The organism is Psychrobacter sp. Ps4 (assembly GCF_022129285.1).
Classification (GTDB): Bacteria; Pseudomonadota; Gammaproteobacteria; order Pseudomonadales; family Moraxellaceae; genus Psychrobacter; species Psychrobacter immobilis_A.
On sequence record NZ_JADQAK010000010.1, the window covers coordinates 1 to 23,042 of the forward strand.

The 23,042-nt window shown below is 44.9% G+C and carries 17 protein-coding genes; 8 read left to right on the forward strand and 9 right to left on the reverse strand.

Annotation, left to right across the window (positions count from 1 at the left end; translation table 11 throughout):
• Positions 1 to 185: 185 nt before the first annotated feature.
• Positions 186 to 1,418, reverse strand: a complete 1,233-nt coding sequence (locus tag I3252_RS07340) for an RtcB family protein (RefSeq protein WP_194197287.1) — start codon at positions 1,416 to 1,418, stop codon at positions 186 to 188.
• A gap of 241 nt (positions 1,419 to 1,659) precedes the next feature.
• Here I3252_RS07340 and I3252_RS07345 point away from each other — a divergent pair, with 241 nt between their 5' ends.
• Together I3252_RS07345 and rtcR are read left to right on the forward strand one after the other, a co-directional pair.
• Positions 1,660 to 2,661: a DUF4062 domain-containing protein gene (locus tag I3252_RS07345; RefSeq protein WP_238034723.1), complete on the forward strand. Its 1,002-nt coding sequence runs from the start codon at positions 1,660 to 1,662 to the stop codon at positions 2,659 to 2,661.
• A complete protein-coding gene (gene rtcR, locus I3252_RS07350) occupies positions 2,651 to 4,345 on the forward strand; it encodes an RNA repair transcriptional activator RtcR (protein ID WP_238034724.1) in 1,695 nt (564 codons plus the stop codon). Before I3252_RS07345 ends, rtcR begins: the two co-directional genes overlap by 11 nt.
• Before the next feature lie 73 nt (positions 4,346 to 4,418).
• Here rtcR and I3252_RS07355 read toward each other — a convergent pair whose 3' ends face one another.
• The gene (locus I3252_RS07355; protein ID WP_238034725.1) at positions 4,419 to 5,246 is read right to left on the reverse strand and encodes an IclR family transcriptional regulator C-terminal domain-containing protein; all 828 of its coding nucleotides are present in this window, start codon (positions 5,244 to 5,246) and stop codon (positions 4,419 to 4,421) included.
• 175 nt (positions 5,247 to 5,421) lie between these two features.
• Here I3252_RS07355 and I3252_RS07360 point away from each other — a divergent pair, with 175 nt between their 5' ends.
• The 3 genes from I3252_RS07360 to I3252_RS07370 all read left to right on the forward strand — a co-directional run bounded on the left by I3252_RS07360 (position 5,422) and on the right by I3252_RS07370 (position 9,114).
• The gene (locus I3252_RS07360) at positions 5,422 to 6,606 is read left to right on the forward strand and encodes an acyl-CoA dehydrogenase (protein ID WP_193008964.1); all 1,185 of its coding nucleotides are present in this window, start codon (positions 5,422 to 5,424) and stop codon (positions 6,604 to 6,606) included.
• Positions 6,607 to 6,783: 177 nt separating this feature from the next.
• Positions 6,784 to 8,010: a CaiB/BaiF CoA-transferase family protein gene (locus I3252_RS07365; RefSeq protein WP_238034726.1), complete on the forward strand. Its 1,227-nt coding sequence runs from the start codon at positions 6,784 to 6,786 to the stop codon at positions 8,008 to 8,010.
• A 54-nt stretch (positions 8,011 to 8,064) separates the two neighbouring features.
• Positions 8,065 to 9,114, forward strand: a complete 1,050-nt coding sequence (locus I3252_RS07370) for a histone deacetylase family protein (protein WP_238034727.1) — start codon at positions 8,065 to 8,067, stop codon at positions 9,112 to 9,114.
• Positions 9,115 to 9,170: 56 nt separating this feature from the next.
• Here I3252_RS07370 and I3252_RS07375 read toward each other — a convergent pair whose 3' ends face one another.
• Positions 9,171 to 9,941 carry an IclR family transcriptional regulator gene (locus I3252_RS07375; protein ID WP_238034728.1) on the reverse strand — a complete coding sequence of 257 codons (771 nt, stop codon included), beginning with the start codon at positions 9,939 to 9,941 and terminating at the stop codon, positions 9,171 to 9,173.
• A 262-nt stretch (positions 9,942 to 10,203) separates the two neighbouring features.
• Here I3252_RS07375 and I3252_RS07380 point away from each other — a divergent pair, with 262 nt between their 5' ends.
• From I3252_RS07380 to I3252_RS07390, 3 genes are all read left to right on the forward strand, one after another.
• A complete protein-coding gene (locus I3252_RS07380) occupies positions 10,204 to 11,679 on the forward strand; it encodes an NAD-dependent succinate-semialdehyde dehydrogenase (protein WP_238034729.1) in 1,476 nt (491 codons plus the stop codon).
• 190 nt (positions 11,680 to 11,869) lie between these two features.
• Entirely contained in the window at positions 11,870 to 13,132 is a 1,263-nt protein-coding gene (gene gabT, locus I3252_RS07385; protein WP_238034730.1) for a 4-aminobutyrate--2-oxoglutarate transaminase, read from the forward strand.
• Between the two features lie 310 nt (positions 13,133 to 13,442).
• Positions 13,443 to 14,885, forward strand: coding sequence for an APC family permease (locus I3252_RS07390; protein ID WP_045445480.1), 1,443 nt, complete (start codon positions 13,443 to 13,445; stop codon positions 14,883 to 14,885).
• A 95-nt stretch (positions 14,886 to 14,980) separates the two neighbouring features.
• Here the strand turns inward: I3252_RS07390 and I3252_RS07395 are convergent, their stop codons facing one another.
• The 6 genes from I3252_RS07395 to I3252_RS07420 form a co-directional block, all read right to left on the reverse strand.
• Positions 14,981 to 16,354 carry an NAD-dependent succinate-semialdehyde dehydrogenase gene (locus tag I3252_RS07395; protein ID WP_238034731.1) on the reverse strand — a complete coding sequence of 458 codons (1,374 nt, stop codon included), beginning with the start codon at positions 16,352 to 16,354 and terminating at the stop codon, positions 14,981 to 14,983.
• 85 nt (positions 16,355 to 16,439) lie between these two features.
• The gene (gene aguA / locus I3252_RS07400) at positions 16,440 to 17,567 is read right to left on the reverse strand and encodes an agmatine deiminase (protein WP_238034732.1); all 1,128 of its coding nucleotides are present in this window, start codon (positions 17,565 to 17,567) and stop codon (positions 16,440 to 16,442) included.
• A gap of 52 nt (positions 17,568 to 17,619) precedes the next feature.
• Positions 17,620 to 18,489, reverse strand: coding sequence for an N-carbamoylputrescine amidase (gene aguB, locus I3252_RS07405; RefSeq protein WP_238034733.1), 870 nt, complete (start codon positions 18,487 to 18,489; stop codon positions 17,620 to 17,622).
• 120 nt (positions 18,490 to 18,609) lie between these two features.
• A complete protein-coding gene (locus tag I3252_RS07410; RefSeq protein ID WP_238034734.1) occupies positions 18,610 to 20,103 on the reverse strand; it encodes a Na+/H+ antiporter NhaC family protein in 1,494 nt (497 codons plus the stop codon).
• A 195-nt stretch (positions 20,104 to 20,298) separates the two neighbouring features.
• Complete coding sequence (locus I3252_RS07415; RefSeq protein ID WP_238034735.1) at positions 20,299 to 21,651, reverse strand: FAD-binding oxidoreductase; 1,353 nt, start codon at positions 21,649 to 21,651, stop codon at positions 20,299 to 20,301.
• Between the two features lies 1 nt (position 21,652).
• Entirely contained in the window at positions 21,653 to 22,996 is a 1,344-nt protein-coding gene (locus I3252_RS07420; RefSeq protein ID WP_238034736.1) for a glutamine synthetase family protein, read from the reverse strand.
• Positions 22,997 to 23,042: the final 46 nt, after the last annotated feature.

The window sequence follows — 23,042 nt, forward strand, 5'->3', positions numbered from 1 at the left end:
ATTGTTTTATGATGTTTGTCCTAAACATAACAATTTTATTTTGAACTGACTATAGTTAGATGGTAACTTCTAATAACTGACTAGTTGCGCCTCTCATTATAATTTTTAATTATTGGTAGCTCATTAAAGCATATCTTGATTCTTGCGAAGCTAAAAATGTTTACGAGACCTTTCCCTAACGCTTCTCACCCTTTAACACAAACCACCTGACGCAGTGTATGTACCACTTCTACCAAGTCGCTTTGCGCTTGCATCACGTCATCAATATTTTTATAAGCCGCTGGAATCTCATCAATCACATCCGCATCCTTTCGGCATTCTACGCCCGCAGTCTGCGCAATTTGATCGGCGACCGTAAATACCTTTTTGGCTTCGGTACGTGACATGATACGACCTGCACCATGCGAGCAAGAGCAAAACGATTCTTCGTTTCCTTTACCGCGCACGATGAATGACTTGGCACCCATTGACCCCGGAATGATGCCGTATTCACCAACGCGAGCACGGACAGCGCCTTTGCGGGTCACAAACACTTCTTCGCCATAATGTTGCTCCTTTTCTACATAGTTATGATGACAGTTTACTGCTTTTACGGCTGCATCAAACGGCTTGGGTATGATTTGGCGTAGGGCTTTAATCGCTTTTTCCATCATGATTTCGCGGTTTTTAAAGGCAAAACGCTGCGCCCAACCAACGGCAAACCAATAATCATCGAAATGCTCTGTACCCTCGGCAAAGTAGGCCAAATCTTTATCAGGCAAGTTGATAAACCACTTGCGCATGTCCTCACGTGCCAGCTCAATAAAATAGCGACCAATGGCGTTACCTACACCGCGTGAGCCTGAGTGCAGCATGATCCAAACTTGGTTAGTCTCATCAAGGCACACCTCGACGAAATGGTTACCCGTACCCAACGTACCCAAATGATTAAGGTTATTGGTATTTTTTAGGCGAGGGTGCTTTTGGGTTATATAGTTAAAGTCATCAACCAGCGTTCCCCAACCGTTCATTACGGTATCATCAGGGTTTGCCCATGCGCCGACATCGCGGCGTGACCCGCGACCACGCGTTTTACTACGACCATGTGGAATGGCTTTTTCCAGTTCGGTACGCAGACCAAGCAAACTGTCTGGCAAGTCGTTCGCGGTTAGCGTGGTTTGTACGGCCATCATTCCGCACCCGATATCGACGCCAACGGCAGCCGGAATAATCGCTTCTTTGGTTGGTAGTACCGTACCGATAGTCGCGCCAATACCGACATGCACATCAGGCATCACCGCAAGCCATTTATATACAAATGGCATTTTTGATGCTTTGATCAATTGGTCGTGTGCTTTTGGGTCAACGGGCACGCCCTTGGTCCAAAGTCTAATTGGCGTTCCACCGTCTTGAATGATGTTATGAGTAGTTGGTTGCATGGCGTTTTCCTTAGCGTTGCAAAGTTTATTAATTATGAAAGATGATTCTTACTTTATATAATGCTAAGGGTGTGCCAAGTTTTTATAATATGCAGTATTTAATCATAAGTAACTGATATTATTATATTAAATAAATTAAAAACATTTCTTAAAGTATAAGCTATAATCTAAGAAATTTATTAATAATAGAAAAAATTCTATTTATATATATATAAGTATATTTTAGGAGAGGTAGGTAGATATGGACAAAAGATACCAAGTATTTGTGAGTTCTACATTTGCAGATTTGAAAGATGAGCGAAGCAACGTCATTCAAACGCTTATGGAAATGGACTGTATACCCGCTGGGATGGAGCTATTCCCTGCTCTAGATGAAGAACAGTTTGAATTCATAAAGAAAGTTATTGATGACAGTGACTACTACCTACTTATCATAGGGGGTCGATATGGAAGTATATCTGATCAAGGCTTTAGCTATACGGAAATGGAATACGACTATGCTATCAGTCAAGGAGTAAAGGTCATAGCGTTAGTCCATGGTAGTCCTGAAAAGCTATCGGTTGAGAAGGTAGAGATGAATCCTGAAGCTCAAGATAAATTAGAAAAATTTAGGAATAAAGTGACAACAGGGCGTTTGGTAAAGTTTTGGAGTGACGCAAGAGAGTTGCCAGGTCTAGTTGCGCTTAGTTTGCCCAAAACGATTAAAACTTATCCAGCCGTTGGTTGGGTAAGAGGAAATGAAGCAACGGACAATACTGAACTATTAAAACAGTTGAATGATCTTAGACAAGAAAATAGTAAACTAAATAGAACAGTTAAAGAGTTACAGTCCAAAAAATCTAAAAAATTAGATTTGGCTCAAGGTGATGATGAGGTTCCAATACTAGTGAAATGTAGGGTTGTAGAAGGTGGGCAAGAAAAACTTAAGTCTTGGAAGCAAAAGGTAACTTGGAATGACTTAATTAAATGCATTGGTCCAAGAATTCTTAAAAGAGAAAGAGAAAATGTAATTTTTGATGTTTTAAGTAATTATGTCGCTTCGAAAAAATACGAGGAGTTCAGCTCTTCGCAAATAGAATTTACGGATTTTGAAAAAATAAAAATTCAATTTCTAACTTTGGATTACGTTGACTTTACTGGTGTAGGTTCTACCAATTATTGGGAAGTAACGCCTGAAGGTCAAAGATTTTTGCTGGAAATAATGTCGATTAGACGTGAAATTAATGAAGAAAATGATGAATAAAACAGCCGTCATCGGCTTCCTCGGCACTACCTTAGACAATGGTTTTAATGATAAGCGTTGGCAACGTTGGCGACCAACCGTCAGTTTGGGTCTGCATGATGAGTTACTGGTCGATGAGCTGCATATTTTATATAGCAAGCGCGATAAGCGCCTGTTTAAAATCATTGTCGATGACGTGGCACAAGTCAGTCCGAACACTACCGTTATTGGTCATCATGTGGCATTGATTAGTCCGTGGGATTTTGCCGACGTTTATGCTGAGCTGTATGACTTTGCCGCAGGATTTGATTTTCAGGACAATACCGATTACTTGCTACATCTCACCACAGGTACGCACGTGGCGCAGATTTGCTGGTTTTTATTGGTAGAAGCAGGCTTTATACCTGCTGATTTGATTCAGACCTCTCCTTGCCCAAGACCTGACCAAGCCGATCCGCAAGGGCGCTATCAAGTGATTGATTTGGATGTCTCACGCTATGATGGCTTGCGTGAACGTTTTGAGGCAGAAAAACAACAACTTTGGCAAACCTTGCAAGCCAATCTAGTCACCCAAAACGCCGCTTATCAAAAGCTCATCTCCGATATCGAAAAGGTCGCCACGCGATCAACCGCACCCATACTACTGATGGGCGCAACAGGGGCGGGCAAGTCGCAACTGGCAGGCCAAATTTACGCGCTTAAAAAAGCCAAAGTTAGCAGCACGCAAGGCAAAAACACGCTTGAACAATTCGTCGAGGTCAACTGCGCCACGCTGCGTGGTGACACTGCCATGAGTGTGTTATTCGGTCATGTCAAAGGCGCGTTTACAGGCGCTGCGAGCAATCGCGAAGGACTGCTAAAATCAGCTGATGGTGGATTGTTATTCTTAGATGAGATTGGCGAATTAGGGCTTGATGAGCAAGCGATGCTATTGACCGCACTTGAGGAGCAGCGCTTTTATCCGCTCGGTAGTGATAAGCCGATTAGCGTGTCGTTTCAGCTGATGGCAGGTACCAATAAAGACTTGCGACAAGCAGTTGCTAATGGCGAGTTTCGGGCGGATTTGTTTGCGCGTCTCAATACATGGACGTTCTTTTTGCCATCACTCAAAGACAGGTTGGAAGATTTACCTGCCAATATCGATTACGAGCTAGCGCGCTTGGGTAGCGAGCAGCAGCAGCACTATCGATTTACCCCAGAAGCAAGGCAGCTGTATGAATCTTTTGCGATGAGTGCGGATGCAACATGGCAGGGGAACTTTCGTGATTTGACTGCCAGCATGATTCGTTTGACTACACTTGCTGAGAGTAAAGTGATTCGCAATGATGATGTGCAAGCGGAGATTGAACGCTTAACGCATCTTTGGGAATTGCCTGACAGTTCAAACGGCTCTAATAGCTTAAATGGCGGTAATGGCAGGACTAAAAATAGCCCCGATACTACTCTAGATAGTGAAACCATCGAGCAGGGTAGCCATAATATTTTAAGAAAATATCTCGATGAAGAGATTCTGACAACTATTGATCCGTTTGATGCGGTGCAACTGGCGTATGTGATTGAGGTGTGTATACGTCATAAAAACCAAGCGGCGGCTGGGCGCTATCTGTATGCCAACTCACGCGATAAGCTAAAAAGCCCGAACGATAGCGACAGATTGCGTAAGTATCTGCTGAAATTTGGGCTGCGGTTTGATGAGTTAAAATAAAGCATTTTTCATAAGACAAAACCCATCAACTAAGCCATGATGCTTGTACTATAGATTTATCATTTGTTCTCTTTTAAACACCACTACCAATCCGCTCCGCCAACGCCTGCAATTTTGGCACAATCATCGCTGCATATTCTTCTGATTCCCAGTTGGCACTTGGCACACTGGCATTGAGCGAATAGGCGTATTGTCCAGTCGCAACATCAAAGACCCCAACCGCTACTGCCAATATATCAGTAGAAAACTCACCATCTGATATCGTATAGCCATGCTCTGCATAGTGCGCTGCAGCGCTGGCTAGGGCAGTTTGTGCATGGTTATAATCCTCGGTAGATAACTGTTCTTGTAGATTACTCATGATGACAGCCTGTCTCGCTGGCGAGCTAGCCGCATAAAAAGCGCGTCCAATAGCAGTGCGAGCCACGGGCACAGCTGAGCCGACTTGTAAATTTACCGATAGGCGAGCAGGGCTACGACAACAAGCGTGATAGCGCATTTCTCCTTCGACTTCGGTTGCTAAATTCACTGATACTTCATTCTCACTAGCGAACTGCCGCAGTAATGGCTCAGCCGCTGCGACCATATCGTGGCGACTCCATGCGGTAGCACTTAGACGTACAGCACTACTGCCTAGTTGATACTGTCCGTGCTCAGTTACACGTAAAAATCCAAGTGTCATCAAGGTATGGATAAGGCGAGTAATAGTTGCCTTTGGCAGATCGGTCATCTGACACAATTGCTGATGGGTGAGCCGCTCATCATTTTCAAATGCTGTGAGTAAAGACAGTCCACGCCCCAATGCAGTCACGAATTGTCTGTCATTATCTTCTTTACTCTGCTCAAGGATGCTATTCATTCGAGTCAGTAATGGTAAAGCTGCTGATATATTTTTTGTCATTTTATGCTCATTTTTTTTGATAAAGGTTTACAGCGCGGTAAAACTTTGCTTAAATGGTTTTAAATTATGAAACTAAGTTTCGCATAGCGGAATTGGTAAGTCAATAAACTATTAAGCTAATTTATTCATTAATTACTAATCGTCGGTCAGGAAGACTGACATCAAGGAGATCCACATGGCAACATCTACGCGTCCAAGTTTCGATTGGGAAGATCCGTTTTTATTACGCGACCAGTTGACTGATGAAGAGCGCATGGTCACGGACAGCGCCCGCCAGTTTTTTCAAAACGAGCTGATGCCTGGCATTGTTGAAGCCAATCGTAACGAGAATTTTGACCGTAATATCATGCGTCAAATGGGTGAAATGGGTCTGCTTGGTGTCACGATTGAAGGTTATGGCTGTGCCGGTTTATCTAGTGTTGCTTACGGTCTGATTGCCAAGGAAGTGGAAGCAGTTGACTCGGGTTATCGTTCAGCGATGAGTGTGCAGTCAAGTTTGGTTATGCATCCTATTTGGGCGTACGGTACCGAAGAGCAAAGAGAGAGATATCTGCCTAAGCTTGCTACTGGCGAGTATATCGGCTGCTTCGGTCTGACTGAGCCAGATTCAGGGTCAGATCCAGCCTCAATGTCGACTCGTGCACGAGCGGTTGATGGCGGTTATGAGCTGACGGGTAATAAGATGTGGATTACCAACAGTCCTATCGCTGATGTATTTGTGGTTTGGGCAAAAGATGATGCTGGTGAAATTCGTGGTTTTATCTTAGATAAAGGTATGAAGGGTTTATCAGCGCCGAAAATTGAAGGTAAATTTTCATTACGTGCTTCAGTCACGGGTGAAATCGTTATGGACAAGGTATTTGTCCCTGAGGCCAATGCTTTCCCAGACATCCGTGGTCTAAAAGGACCGTTTGGCTGTTTAAATAAAGCCCGTTATGGTATCGCATGGGGTGCGATGGGCGCAGCTGAATTCTGCTGGAAAGCAGCACGCCAGTACACGCTAGACCGTAAGCAATTTGGTCGTCCGCTCGCCGCAACGCAGCTTGTACAGTTGAAACTTGCCAATATGCAGACAGAAATTACCTTGGGTTTACAAGCGGCGCTACGTGTCGGTCGTCTGATGGATGAAGACAATGCGGCACCTGAGATGATTTCACTGATTAAGCGTAATAACTGCGGTAAGGCGCTCGATATCGCGCGTATTGCTCGTGATATGCATGGCGGTAACGGTATCTCTGATGAGTTCCACATTATCCGTCATGTGATGAACCTAGAAGCGGTTAATACCTATGAAGGTACGCACGATATTCATGCGCTCATCTTAGGTCGTGCGCAGACTGGTATTCAAGCGTTCTTTTAAGTACTTTTAGCTCATACAATTGTATTCTACGACGTACGTTGCTGCTTGGCTTCTTGTTAAAAGAGCATTAGCAATAGCGTACGTTCTTCAGTTGTTCTTCATGATTTAACTACTGAAAAATTACATCATGAATAACAATTTTATTATCAAAAATACGCCACACAATAAGGGATTATTATGACTGTCGATAGCAATAGCGATAACAGCAATGAATTGGCAAAAGGCGCATTGCACGGCATCAAGGTGCTCGATTTATCGAGAGTGCTGGCAGGGCCTTCTTGTACACAAGTGCTTGCTGATCTTGGTGCCGAAGTTATCAAGATTGAGCGTCCACATATTGGCGATGAAACTCGCCACTGGGCACCGCCAACATTTAGCGATGATACGTCTGCTTATTATGCGACGATTAACCGTAATAAAAAGTCACTCACGGTCGATATCACTACTGATGCAGGGCAGGCCATCATTAAGAAACTGGCCGCTGATAGTGATATCTTGGTAGAGAACTTCAAAGTGGGCGGTCTAAAAAAATACGGCTTGGATTATGACAGTCTAAAACAACACAATCCGCGCCTGATTTATGCTTCATTGACAGGGTTTGGTCAGACAGGGCCAGATGCCGCGCGCCCTGGTTATGATTATATTATCCAAGGGTTGTCAGGGCTGATGAGTATCACAGGTCCTAGTGATGGCGAACCGCATAAAGTCGGCGTGGCAGTGGTCGATTTGTTTGCAGGCTTGCAGCTGACGATTGGCATTCAAGCGGCCTTGATTGCTCGTGAGACTACGGAGTTAGGTCAACAGGTAGACGTTGCGCTTTTAGATAGTGCGCTTGCGATGCTGGCCAATGTGGGTATGAACCATTTGGCATCAGGCAAAGTGCCGCCCAGACTGGGCAATCAGCATCCCAATATCGTTCCTTATCAAGTATTCGCAGGTCAGGGCGAGCAGCACTTTATCTTAGCCTGTGGTAATGACAGTCAGTTTGCCAAACTTTGCGATGTGCTCGCGGTCGATTGGCATATGGATGAGCACTTTAGGACCAATCCACAACGCGTTGCTAACCGCGAGCTGCTGTGTGATGAGCTGAGTAATAAATTTGCCCAGCAACCTCGTACTTATTGGTTAGAAGTTTTAGATCAAGCAGGTATCCCATGCGGAGCGATTCATAATGTCGCTGAAGCCTTGGCAATGCCGCAAGCGCTGGCACGTGAGATGGTAATTGATTTTGCCAAACAAGGCAGCCCTGTTCGAGCACTTGGGAATCCTATCAAGTTATCCGCATCACCCGTCACTTATCGGACACCGCCACCACAATTGAGCGAGCATACCGATAGTACGCTTGCTGATTTGGGCTATGATAGCGACATTATAGCCAAGCTTAAAGCCGATGGGATTGTTTAGTTAGGCATCAAGAAAAGCGCCATTGGAAAAAATGTCAAACAAGGAATGTTGAGCATGAAAATCTATAGCCATGAAAACCTAAGCCTGCATAGACCACTCCCTTATTTTTCTTATGGAAAGATACATGAGCCGTTAGAAGTGCCAGAGCGTATGGTCGAATTCTTAAAAGCGCCAGCTACATTGGGCTTAGAAGTAATCACTGCCACTGATGTTGGCATCGGGCCAATATTAGCGGTTCATGATTTTGGTTATGTTGAGTTTCTTAAGCATGGCTATGATGACTGGATGGCAGTTGAAGAAGATCTAGGCGCGCAGGTGCAGACAGGAATTTTTGTGCCTTATGACAATCCCGGTATTGGCATCATGGCAAAAGCGGCGAAGTATCAAGCAGATGACAGTGCACCTATCAGCGAGCATTCTTGGACATCTATCTACTGGTCAGCGCAGACTGCGCTCAATGCAGCTGAAGCACTATTAAATGATGAGAAGTCAGAGACAGAGCGTGCCGAAAGTCATATACAGCTTTGCTTTTCACGACCGCCTGGTCATCATGCTCGCAAAAGCGCCGCTGGCGGATTTTGCTATCTAAATAACGCCGCCATCATCGCTGAACATCTGTGGCAAAAATATGAAAAAATCGCCATTATAGACACCGACATGCACCACGGACAAGGTATTCAAGAGATATTTTATGATCGCAGCGATGTGCTCTATACCTCGGTTCATGGTGATCCGGTTAACTTCTATCCCGCCGTCACTGGTCATGCGTTTGAGAAAGGTGTAGGTGAAGGTGAAGGCTATAACATTAACTTCCCGATGCCGCACGGCACCGATGAAGCTGGGTTTTTCGAATATGTTGATAAATCTATCGAAGCGATGACGCTATTTGACCCTGATGTCATTGTGCATGTCTTAGGTTTTGATGTTTATGAGAACGACCCAGAAGCGAGATGTGCGGTGAGTACGAAAGGATTTAAAATATTGGCACAAAAGATGAAAGCGCTAAACAAACCACTGATTGTTTTAGTCGAGGGCGGTTATTACTTGCAAAAGCTCAATGACAATTTGCAAGCATTTTTATCAGGGCTTATTTCAGAAGATTAACAGTTATCATCAAAATAACTGAAAGAGTTTGAAGTAAACAAGAAACTAGCAGCGTTTTAACTTGATTTATTATCGATAAAACCCAAACGCTGCTCAATTTGCTCGGCCAATTCAATCAGAACAGCACTGACCTCAGCACGCTTGGATTCATACTCACCTTGTAAAAAGCTAACCGCCATACCGGCAACGGCATTGCCGGATGCATTGCGAATATAAGTGCCTAAGCAATACATACCCTCGCGCAGTTGCCCATCGTCGAGGGAGATACGACTGTCTTGAATAGCCGCCAGCTCAGTGGATAAATCGGTAAAGTTATCGACACCGTGTTGGGTAATAGGCGTAGGGAACCCGCTGGCATAGATAGATTTTATACTGTCCATAGAAAAGGTTGAGAGCATGGCTTTGCCCGTGGCAGAGAATACTGCTGGTACGCGAACACCAGCGCGAAAGGTAAAGCCAAGCGGGGCAGGCGCTTCATGACAGGCTAAAAATACCACTTCACCTAAATCAAGCTTAGATAAAGTAACTGTATGTTGAAGAAGAATCGGATACTGGACAATGAGGTCTTTAAATAACTGGATGACGCCTTGCTGCTGCTCATACTTACCCGCCCAATACATCAAATAAGAGCCTAAATGAAAGCGGCTATCGCTGTCTTTATAGATGACATGCTTGGTCAAAAGACTTTGCAAAATATTGTGGGTCGAGCTACGTGGTAGATTGAGCTCTTTAGCAATATGAGCTGCCGTTAAAGGCTGTGAGCTATCAGTAATTAAATCTAAAATCTGAAAGGTTTTGTCCAAGGCAGGAACGGCAGTTGAGCTCATAAGGAACCTATAAAAGTCAGTAAAATTGGGAAAATATAAAAATAACGCGATAAATCATCATTAAAATGAGAATAGGGGTTGCAAATGGCTGGCTATCATTCTTATAATGATGTCTCATATATAGAATAGATGTTCAGTATATTGAACACTTAACAAGTTATCAATAATTATTTAAATCATAACCTTCTATTTATTGTCATTCACTTATCGCTATAAATCTGCAAATCCTATTTGCAAACCTCAATTGACAAGGAGCGTCACAATGTCACAACTGTTACAGTCTACGCTACAGCTATCGAACACAGATCTACTTAAACAGCAGTGTTTCATCAAAGATGGCTGGCATGCCGCTAGTGATGACTCGACTATTGATGTGAGCAATCCTTTCAACGGCGATATTATCGGTACGGTACCAAGCCTAACGACCGACGATGTGAACGACGCGGTTGCTGCTTCTCATGAAGCCCAAATCCTTTGGGCAGCCAAAACCCCGAAAGAGCGTGCTGAGCTACTACAAAAGTGGGCAGACCTCATCGATGCCAATAAAGAAGACTTGGCTATCATTATGACCGCTGAGCAAGGCAAACCTCTAAACGAGTCGCGCGGTGAAGTGGGCTATGCCAATAGCTTTATCCGCTGGTTTGCCGAAGAAGGCAAGCGTGTTTATGGCGATGTTATCCCTGCCAATCAGTCACAACTGCGCCATGTCGTCCTAAAGCAGCCCGTTGGCGTTTGCGCGGCGATCACGCCTTGGAACTTTCCAGCGGCAATGATTACTCGTAAAGCCGCGCCAGCATTGGCAGCAGGCTGTACGATGATTATCAAACCTGCGACTGAAACGCCATTTTCTGCATTAGCACTGGCTGCCTTGGCTGAACAAGCAGGTATTCCCGCAGGCGTTATCCAAGTAGTGACGGGCAAATCATCAACCATCGGCGATATCCTAACGGGCGATGTACGCATTCATAAGCTTTCATTCACAGGCTCTACCGAAGTCGGTCGTACCTTGATGGCTCAATGTGCGACAACCATCAAAAAACTGTCATTAGAGCTGGGCGGTAATGCGCCATTTATCGTCTTTGATGACGCTGATCTGGAAAAAGCAGCTGAAGGCTTAATCGCCTCTAAATATCGTAACGCTGGTCAAACTTGTGTTTGTGCCAACCGTGTCTATGTGCAAGACAGCATTAAAGATGAATTCTTAGATGTGTTTGTGAAAAAAGTCGCTGAGCTAAATGTCGGTAACGGTATGGATGAAGGCGTAGATATTGGTCCTTTGATTAATCAAAAGGCGCTAGAAAAAGTGCAAGCGCTACTTAAAGATGCTTTAGATAAAGGCGCGACGCTTATCGCTGGCGGTAGCACCAATGACGCCTCAGAGCTTACTTACAATCCAACGGTCATTACCGATATCAGTGCTGAGATGGATATCGCGCACGAAGAAATCTTTGGCCCTATTGCCACTATCTTTACCTTTAAAGATGAAGCAGACGTTATTCGTCAGGCCAACGATACTATCTACGGCTTGGCTGCCTATTTCTACAGTGGCAATTATGCACGTTCATGGCGTGTCACTGAAGGTCTTGAATACGGCATTATTGGTCATAATACGGGTCTGATTTCTACCGAAGTCGCCCCATTTGGCGGTGTCAAGCAGTCTGGCTTTGGCCGCGAAGGCTCAAAATACGGCATCGAAGAATATGTCGTGACCAAATACTGGTGCTCTGACGTCAGCTAACCGTTTAGCGACATACGCTCTCTTTTAAGGTTTTAATTGTCACACCGTATCGAACGGGATTCAGCACCATGAATCCCCTCTATAGCTAGCAACTAGCAATTAATAATTGTTAACTATTAGATAAACCATTCCTCAAAACCGCCATTCAATCATTGGCACTTATGTTAAAAATAAAGAAAAGGACATTCTCATGATGACTACCAATAAATCACTACTTGAGCGCCGTAAAGCTGTGTTACCAACAGGACTTGGCGTTGCCTATCCCATCTTTGCAGAAAAAGCCAAGAACTCAGAAGTTTGGGACGTTGAAGGCAATCGTTATATTGACTTCGTTGGTGGTATCTCAGTACTGAATACTGGTCACAGCCATCCAAAAATTACCCAGCGCGTGCATGAGCAACTCGAAAAGTTTACCCATACTGCGGCGCAAATGATCAACTATGAATGCTATGTCGATCTTGCCGAAAAACTTTGCGAAAAAGCCCCTATCAGCGGTGAGAAAAAAGCCTTCTTTTTAACCACTGGTGCAGAAGCCGTCGAAAACTGTATCAAGATTGCTCGTGCGAAAACTGGTCGTCCAGGTATCATCTCTTTCGTTGGTGGTTGGCATGGTCGTACTTTAATGTGCATGAGTTTGACAGGTAAAGTGCTGCCGTACAAAAAGAACTTTGGTCCAATGCCAGGCCCTGTATTCCATGCGCTATTCCCAGCTGAAGAGTTGAATGTCACAGAAGCACAAGCGCTGCATAGCCTTGAGATGATTTTTCAAGCGGATATCGATCCTAGCGAAGTGGCAGCGATGATTATCGAGCCAGTACAAGGCGAGGGCGGTTTCCATCAAGTCACCCCATCATTTGCCAAATCTCTACGCGATATCTGCGACGAGCATGGCATTGTCTTGATTTTTGATGAAGTGCAGTGTGGTTTTGCCCGTACGGGTACGTTGTTTGCCACCGAGCAGTTGGGCGTTGAGCCGGATCTAATGACCAGTGCCAAGAGCTTGGCGGGTGGTTATCCTATCTCCGCGGTTATCGGTCGCGCCGATATCATGGATGCGCCGCAGGTAGGCGGTTTGGGCGGTACATACTCTGGTAATCCACTGGCTTGTGTGGCTGCACTCGCTGTCATGGAAGTTATCGAAGAAGAAAACCTACTTGAGCGCAGTATTGAGATTGGCGACAAAATCGAAGCTTTCTTAAAGGACTTGAACTTAAGCAGTATCGGTCATATTCGCCATAAAGGCGCGATGCTAGCGTTTGAGTTAATCGATAGTGATGGCAAGCCTGATGTGGAAGCGACTACTAATTTGAAAGCGAAAGCATTTGAGCAAGGTTTACTATTAGCGTCTTGCGGTATGTATGGCAATGCCATTCGCGTGATGGTGCCATTGACGGTTGAAGATGAAGTGCTCCAAGAAGGTCTAGATATTATCAAAGGTATCCTAACCGCTTAATAAGTATTCAGTATTTATTTATAGTGAAATACATCACTTTTAATCAAGCCTCGATCTTGGTTAAAAGGCTATCTCTAATAGCACAGCAAGATTGCCCATATGGCACTCGCTTTGAGTACATTTTTTACAACGGCGCCTTGCAAGTCAAGACGCCGTTGCTGTTTGTACTATTTGAATATGAAACAGGTAGTGCCTAACAGCTTGGATCAAAAGGTATATATGATAATTATGATGGGTACTATCCCACTAAACAAAAGATAGTGTGACCGTCAAGGGTTAACACGGATGACACACAGACAAGGAGCAGGTTATGTCTGAATTAAAAAAATCGTTAGGGACGCTAGATATTATCGCCTTAGCATTCGGTGCTATGGTTGGTTGGGGCTGGGTAGTCTTGGCTGGTGGTTGGATTTTATCTGCGGGGACGTGGGGCGCAATGCTGGCGTTCTTGATAGGCGGTTTGGCAGTGATACTGATTGGTGTGACTTATGCCGAGCTTGCCGCATCGATGCCAATTACGGGCGGTGAGCATACCTATACGCATAGAGCACTGGGGGTAAATGTCTCCTTTATCTGCTCATGGAGTATTCTATTTGGGTATTTTTCGGTGGTCGCGTTTGAGGCGGTTGCCTTGCCGACAGTCGTAGAGTATTTTATCCCCAATTACAATCAAGGATATCTCTGGACCATCGCTGGTTGGGATGTTTATGCCACTTGGGTGGGCGTTGGGATGCTAGGATCAGTCATCGTCACTTGGCTAAATATCCGCGGTATGGAAGTCAGTGCCTGGTTCCAAAAGACGGCCGTATTGGGCATCTTATTTGTGGGTACGTTGCTGTTCATTGGCGCAGTCATGTTTAATCCTGAAGGCTCAAACTCAGTACAAGCGCCTGCATTCATCGGTGGTATTGGCGGTATGATGGCCGTTATTGTCATGGTGCCGTTTATGTTTGTCGGCTTTGACGTTATTCCGCAAGCGGCAGAAGAAATTGATCTGACTCGTCCTAATATTGGTAAATTTTTGATTTTATCGATTGTCGTTGCGGTAATGTGGTATGTGGGTATCGCTTGGAGCGTTGGCACGACCTTGCCACTCTTACAAGCCGAAAACTCAACGCTCGCCACTGCGGATGCGATGACCAATGCTTGGCATGGCAAGTGGGCAGGTATTTTATTAGTCATTGGCGGTGTGCTTGGTATTTTATCAAGTTGGAATGCCTTCTTGATTGGTGGTAGCCGCCTACTTTATGCCATGTCAAAAGCACGTATGTTGCCCGCATTTTTAAGCAAGCTACATCCAAAGTATAAGACGCCGTCGAATGCCATTTTATTGATCGGTGGTTTGGCGACACTAGCACCCTTGTTTGGTCGTAAAATGCTGGTTTGGATTGTCGATGCTGGTGGTTTTGGTATCGTTATTGCTTATACCTGTGTCGCTATCTCATTCTTAGTACTCCGCTACCGCGAGCCTGATATGGTACGCCCATTTAGAATACCAGCAGGTAAGCTCGTTGGTATGGTCACAATTGCGCTAAGTTTTGGAATACTCATGCTGTATATGCCAGGTATGCCATCCGCGCTAACCCCTATCGAGTGGTGGATTTTCTTTGGCTGGACGGTCTTAGGCATTGCGTTATATGGCTATGCAAGGGTGAAGTATCCAGGTATTAGCGAGTCAATTATGGCAGAAGAGCTACGTGAATTAAAAATCGTCAATCAATTATGGTTAAAAGATAATCCACCTAAGCAATAGTTTTTTCGATGGGTTATTTTTAATAAAATTGTCCTACAAAAAAAGCCTAACAGTCCATGTTAGGCTTTTTTTTGTTCTAAAAATGACTCTATCGATTACGACTTATCACGAATCAACTTATAGTTTAAAAACTCAGTGATGCCAAGGGTGCCAAGCTCGCGACCAAATCCTGAGCGTTTGACGCCGCCAAACGGGGTATTGGCTTCGCTACCAGAAGGCGCATTGATAGTGACCATACCGACTTCTAATTTGTCAGCAATCTCAGCAGCTAGCGCAGCATCTTGCGTTTGGATAGAAGCGCCAAGTCCGAAAGGCACATCATTAGCTATCTTGATGGCATGATCGATGTCACAAGCTTTATAAACGACTGCCACAGGACCAAATAGCTCTTCACGATAGACAGCCATAGATTCATCGACGTCTGTTAGTACGGCAGGCTTAAACCAAGCACCGGGCTTTTCCTTGTCCATGCCGCCCTCGACCAAGACGGTTGCGCCTGCTTGAATGGCACTGTTTAGCTGTTCTTGCAAGTTAACTGCGGCTGCCTTTGAAGACATGGGACCAATGAAGGTACCTTCATCAAGTGGATCAGCAAGTGTCATATTGCTTACGGCATTAGTAAACCCTTCAACGAATTTATTATAAACAGATTCGACGACGATAAGGCGTTTGGCAGCATTACATGCTTGTCCTGTATTGCCAAAACGACCAGAAATAGCCCCTTTTATAGCTTGTTCGATATCCGCATCAGCTGCAACGATAAAGGCGTCTGAACCGCCAAGCTCTAGCACGACTTTTTTCAGCGCGCCGCCTGCTATTTTAGCAACCGCTTGCCCAGCTCGCTCAGAACCTGTTAGCGAAACGCCTTGTACGCGGTTGTCTTCGATGATTGTTGCCGCTTGCTCATTGGTGGCAAACACATTGTTATAGACACCCTCTGGTAAGCCAGCATCTTTTAGGATATCAGCGATGGCTTCTGCAGTCTTAGGACATTGCGGCGCATGCTTTAGAATAACGGTATTGCCTGCCATAAAGTTTGGCGCGACAAAACGTGCCACTTGATAGTGCGGGTAGTTCCACGGCATGATACCTAATAGAGCGCCCACAGGACGTTTCTCTACCGAAGCTGACCCTGAGTCAACATCAATGGTACTAGGTGCTAGTAGCTGCTCAGCGTTGTCTGCATAATAGCGATAGATATCGGCAACTAGACCGATTTCACCTTTTGCTTGTGCAACGGGCTTGCCCATCTCATTGGCAACGATGCGAGCCAGCTCGTCTTGACGTTCAAGATAGATATCGGCAATTTTATGAAGTATGGCACTGCGCTCATCCAATGAAACCTGACGCCAGTCTTGATAAGCGGTATCGGCTTGTGCAATAGCGTTTTGGATGTCCTGCTCAGTTGCCGTAGGGTAGGTGGCTTCTACTTCGCCAGTGGCTGGGTTATTAACTTGATAATCGCTCATAGCTATGTCCTTTATTCTAAAATATTATTGGGTTCAAAATCCATTTGGGTCTATATTTTTATGCGGGTGCTTTTAATTGATGATTTTAGTTAATGCTTTTAATTGATGATTTTGGCTGCTGCTGAGTAATACAGTGAATATTACCACCGCCAAAGACAATCTCCTTTGTGCGTACTCCCACTACCTGATGCTGAGGAAATACTTTTTCAAGCTGCTCGATGGCTAATGAATCATTTTCATCATCATATTGCGGTACGATGATAGCATTATTACAAATTAAAAAATTGGCATACGAAGCGATACAAACATCGCCAGTATGACGTGCCTTAGCATCGTCAGACTGCTCAATATCATGGTCCTCAGGTAAAGTAACAGGTTGCTTGGTACAGCAAAGCTTATGGACTTTTAGGCGGCGACCTTTGGCATCGGTCATATTAGATAGCTGCTCATAGGCTTTTTGTGTTGCTTTATAAAACGGATGCTCAGAATCATCAGTGTATAAACAAACCACTTCACCAGGGCGTGCAAAGCAGGCAATATCATCAATATGACCAGTGGTTTCGTCAGGATCGATACCGTCATCAATCCACAGTACTTTTTGCACATTGAGATAGGCTTTTAACTTGTCTTCAATTTGAGCTTCGGTTAGGTGCGGGTTACGTCCAGGGCTGAGCAAACACATACGTGTGGTCAGAACCGTGCCTTCACCATCGACATGAAATGCACCGCCTTCCATCACAAAGTCATTCGTTCGATAGCGTTTGATATCTAGATGGTCACATAAGCGTTCAGCCAGCTTATCATCGTCATCCCACGGCGAGTATAGTCCGTCATAGTCGCCGCCCCATGCATTGAATGTCCAATCACAAGCGCGTAGCTCACCTGCTTCATTGATTAAAAATGTCGGCACAGTATCACGCGCCCACGCATCGTTGCTGGGCATGGATATGACGTCGATGTCAGCAGGTAGACTATCGCGGCATGATTGATAATTATCAGGATTGACCAGTACGCCAACCTCACAAAATCTGTTGATTGCCAATGCGACATCAGCATAAGCTCTCTGAGCAGGAGCGGCTTGTTGTCGCCAGTTATCAGCACGGTATGGCCATACCATCCATATTTTTTGTATAGGCTCAAATTCTGCTGGCATGTAAAAGCCGTCTTGTTGTGGTGTTGAGCCAGTGATTGATTGGTTCGGTAATAATGACATATAGAGCACCTTATTTGACGATAGCGCGAGTGAGCTTGCTTGTTAACAAACTTTATCCATGAGTCAGCAACATGCCATACATCGATGGACGACGATCACGGAAAACGCCCCATTGCTGACGTTCGATAGCCAGTTGATCTAAGTCAAAAGTCGTACTAAGTATCTGTTCTTTATCTTTAGACGCTTCTTGGATGATCTCACCGCGACCATCCGTGATAAACGAGTTACCATAGAATTGCATGGTGCTGTCGTTGCCATTTTGGCTAATGGTTTCAGTGCCAATACGATTGGATGCTATGACTGGCATAAGATTAGCGGCAGCATGACCTTGCATACAGCGTTGCCAATGACTTTTTGAGTCGATGTCCAATGTTGGCTCATCACCAATCGCAGTCGGATAAAACAGTATTTCTGCACCCATTAATGCCATGCTACGAGCACACTCAGGGAACCATTGATCCCAGCAAATACCGACACCGATTTTGGCATACTTGGTTTGCCAAACTTTGAATCCAGTATCGCCAGGGGTAAAGTAGAATTTTTCGGCATAAGGAATACCATCTGGTATATGCGTTTTACGATAAGTGCCAAGTATCTCGCCATCGGCATCAATCACGGTCACGCTATTAAAAAAGGTATTGCCTGACTTTTCATAAAAACTAATCGGTAATACCACTTTCAGCTTTTTAGCCAACTGTTTGAAGTGATTGATGGCCGCATTATCTGCAACTGTGGTCGCAAGGGTAAAGTAATCAAAGTCATGAACTTGGCAGAAGTAAGGCGTCTCAAACAACTCTTGTAGCAAAATGATATTGGCGCCAGCGTTGGCGGCTTTGGTGACCAACTCAGTAGCAGTGGCAATATTTTGTTGTATATCCCAACCACATACCATTTGAGTCGTAGCAACGGTAACATTTCGCATGAGCCAAATCCTTATCGTATTTATTAGTGAGTACCATATAAAAGGGCTGTTTTTATTGACTAACGAACAATCTTTCATTGCCCGTTAGTCAATGATTACAATAATAGCGCTAAGGTTGGCTTAAGCCATCATATAACCCAATCCTAAGAAGGTGACGACGGATAAACCCGCGCCGAGCATGGCATAGGGGAACTGGGTAAAGGCATGCTGCATAGGGGAGCAGCCAGCACCTTGCGCGGCAAGTAGCGATGAATCACTAAAGAAGCAAGCATGGCTACCAAATGATGATGCTGATAACAATGCGCCAATCATAAGGGGTGTGCTAACGCCTAGTGCAATAGAGATTGGAAAGACAATCGGCATGGCAAGGACATACAGCCCCCAGCTTGATGATGTGGCAAAAGTTAAGAAAGCCATGACGGCAAAAATTACGGCAGGGAAAATAATAATCGTCATATAAGGCGTAATAGCTTCAATCACATATGAGGTCATACCAAGCTCATCATTAATGGCTTTTAAGAAAAAACCACCAATAACAGTTGAGAGCGGATAAAGCATGACTTTAAAGCCTTTAAAGATGGCTTCAACTTGCGTCTCAAAACTTAAAATGCCTTGCATCCAATAGACAACGACGGTCACAAAACAGGTCAATAATGCACCGCGTAATAGATCGATTTCGAAGTAGACCGTCGAGACAATTAACAAAATCATTGGGAAAGCAAAGTTTGCGATATTAGCTTTGAACGACAGCTTACGCTTGGCTTGGACGTTTGAGATCAGTTGCTCTTCTACAAAGGCTTCAGGAACAGGGTTACCCGCTTTGGCGCGTGCCTCGGCTTTTTTCATCGGTCCCCAGTCACCCAAAATGCCATACGCGACTAAGAATACAATCAAAAGTGCAAACCAAGCATACGCCATATAAGGAATCGCGCTGATATAAAGCCCAATACCTTCACCATCGCCAGCCACGCCGTTTTCTTCTAAAAGACCGGCAAAATAGACCGCCCAAGTAGAAATAGGCACGATAATACACATCGGTGCGGCGGTTGAATCGACGATATAAGCAAGCTTCTCACGAGAGACGTTATAGACGTCAGTGAGTTTTTTGACGGAGGTTGATACGGCTAGACAGTTTAAATAATCATCGATAAAAACCACCACGCCCAAAGCAAAGGTGGCCAGTAATGACTGACGGCGCGACTTAATGATTTTTTGTAGCCACTCACTAAAGCCATCTAGACACCCACTGATCTCAAGCAGTTGAATGAGACCGCCCATTAGACCACAGACGAGAACAATCCAAATAATGGTCTCATTCCCCAGCACCATCGACATGTTGTCTGCAAAAGGGGAGACCAAATCAAAAGGATTGAGCATCACGAGCCCAGCGACACAGCCTGCGATCATGGATTCAAATGGTCGCCTAGAGACAATGGCAGTGACTAATACTAGTAATGTTGGTAGTAAAGATAAGGCGCCCCAAGATTGGTCTGGGGCACGGCTGGTAGATAGCCACGCAAACGCTAAGTAGATAGCGATTGCGCCTAGCACGGTGAGAAATACTCGCTTATTATGATACTGTCCTTCGACAGCGTCATTGAGCTTCATGTTCATATTTACGCTCCCTGTAAAACATCATTATTTTTTTAAACAAGCTCTATTCTATGGTTGACGCTCGATAGACAGTAGCGAATTAACTTTCTATCGAGCCCAATCACAACAATCCATTGCTATGACAGGTCAATGTAACGACAGCTTTTGAAATAAAAGCACTTCATTCAGTGTTTATTATTCAAGGCTTTTATGCGTTTACATACCAGTGGTATCTTTTAGCGCATACCACCATGAGCCCATGACCGAGTAAGGGACTCGCAGTGCTCGACCACCTGGGAACGGAATCCAAGGAATTTGCGCAAAAGCGTCAAACTCTTTGGTCTTGCCGTTGATGGCATCAGCCAAGATTTGTCCGAACAGATGTGAGCCTGTCACGCCATGACCACTGTAACCATGAGCGAAAAATACCCGATCGTGCAGCTTGCCCATTTGTGGTACACGAGAAAAAGACAAGGCAAAATTACCACTCCACGCGTAGTCGATTTTGACATCACGCAGCTCTGGGAAAATCTTATTCATGTTGGGTCTGATTTTAGCCGTGATGTCGGCGGGATCTTGTCCACCGTAGACCGTACCGCCTCCAAATAACATACGTTTGTCTGCTGAGAGACGATAGTAATCCAAAATATAGCGGACATCCTCGACACAGACATCGGTTGGCAGTAACTGGTCTGCTAAGTCACCTAACGGCTCGGTCGCGATGATTTGTGTCGATACAGGCATGACACGGTCAGTCAACTTAGGAATAACTTTATTAAGATAAGCATTACCGCACAGAATCGCTTGTTTACAAGTGACAGAGCCAAATTCAGTGATGACTTTGATAGAGTCGTCGGAATACTCAATATCTACCACCAAGGTATTTTCATAAATAGTACCGCCACCTTGTTCGATAGCCGCTGCTTCACCCAATGCAAGATTTAGTGGGTGAATATGTCCGCCTGAATGGTCAATGACGCCGCCTACATAAGCATCTGATTTTATATGTTCTTGAATGCCATTTTTATCCAGCATCTCTCTATCATGCATACCGTGGCTTTCCCACAGCGCATGCGTTTCTTGTAAGTCTTTCAGCTGTCCGTTGTTTAGCGCCGCAAAGATATTTTTTTCTTTGAGATCACAGCTGATATCGTAGTCGTTGACAAAACGGCGAATAATTTTGCCGCCACGAGTCACTAGCTGACCGACGAAATCTGCGTTTTGTTGACCATAAGACTTTTTGATTTTTTGTAGGCTGGCATTTAGACCGTTGACGATCTGACCACCATTACGACCTGATGCGCCCCAACCAATTTGCGCGCCTTCGAGTACCACGACTTCATGATCGGTTTCAATGAGATGTAGGGCAGTGGATAAACCGCTAAAGCCGCCACCGACCACGCAGATTTCTACTTGGATATCATTTTCTAACGTCGGTCTATCTGGCTTAGGGTTGCGACTGGCAGCGTAATAGCTGTCAGGATACTGACCTTTGTCTGAATAGTGCGGGATATTGCGCGTGTTATTAGACGGCTTGTTGGTCGTTGGTGTCGCGTTGCTATTTGACATATTACACATCCTGTAAATAGGTGAGGTATTCAAGGTTGGTCACTTGCTGGGCAAAGCGTTTGGCTTCTTGCTTTTTGACGGCAATCAACAGCTCAATCATCTCGCTTGGGAATAGCGAATCAATGATATCGCTGCTCTCAAATTTACGGATGGCCGAGAGCCAATCCAACGGTAAGGTCTTCAGTTCCGCTTCGTTATAAGTGATGCTATTGACGGGTTCTGGTGCATCTAACTTGTTTTCGATGCCATATAACATGCCTGCCAGTACCGCACTACAAACCAGGTAAGGGTTGGCATCAGCACCAGATACACGGTGCTCGATACGACGTGCTTTGGTATCGCCACCAGGGATACGTACTGCCGCCGTGCGGTTTTCATAACCCCATGACACATTGTTTGGTGCTAGCGTACCGGGTGTAAAGCGGCGATAAGAATTCACATGTGGGGCAAATAACAACGTGCAATCTGACATGGTCTTTAACAATCCAGCGACTGCATGGCGCAAGATATCTGAGCCTTCATCTGACCCATCATCAAAGACATTATTGCCGTCTTTATCTAATAAGCTGCAATGCACATGAAAACCATTCCCCGATTGTAGACCAAAAGGTTTTGCCATGAATGTCGCGGTGAGTTTACGGCGAGCAGCGACGGCTTTGACGACCTGTTTGAACAAAATAGCATCGTCGGCGGCTTTTAGTGGATCGTCCACGTGCAATAAATTAATTTCAAACTGACCACAGCCGTTCTCCGCCAAAGCGGCATCTACTGGGATATCGAGCTTTTCGCACTGTGCATAAACTTCGTCTAAAAATTCATCGAATTGTAATAGATCATTGATACTCAGAATTGAGGTTTTATTCAGTCTTAGACCGCTTTTGGGACGGATAGGTGGTCTTGGGGTTTCGCCTTCAGTATAGTCAACCAAATAAAATTCCAGCTCCGTTGCCATCACTGGAGTTAGACCAAGTGCTTGGAATTTTTTGCTGATGTAATCCAAAACGTGTCTGGCATCACCGTAATAAGGTTCGTTGTTTTCTGTATAAAGCCAAACGGGCAATAGCGATGAAGGCGCACTGGTATTGAGAAGCGGATAGGCGGCACGACCAGTAGGACGGGCAATGGCATCGATATCGCCATTACATTGAGAAGACTCGATGACATCAGCACCCCAAATATCGACACCTAAGATAGATAAAGGCAATCGTATCGCACCATTTTCTGCTTTTTCCATTTGATTGAAAGGGATGCGCTTACCACGAAGTAAGCCATTAATATCACCTGCCGCAACATAAACGTATTCTGTGTTGTTTGCAGATTCGACCATTCCATTGGTTGTCGTCATGTCTATTCTTCCTATGAATGTTTAGAATTACTGGGATTGTGGTTAC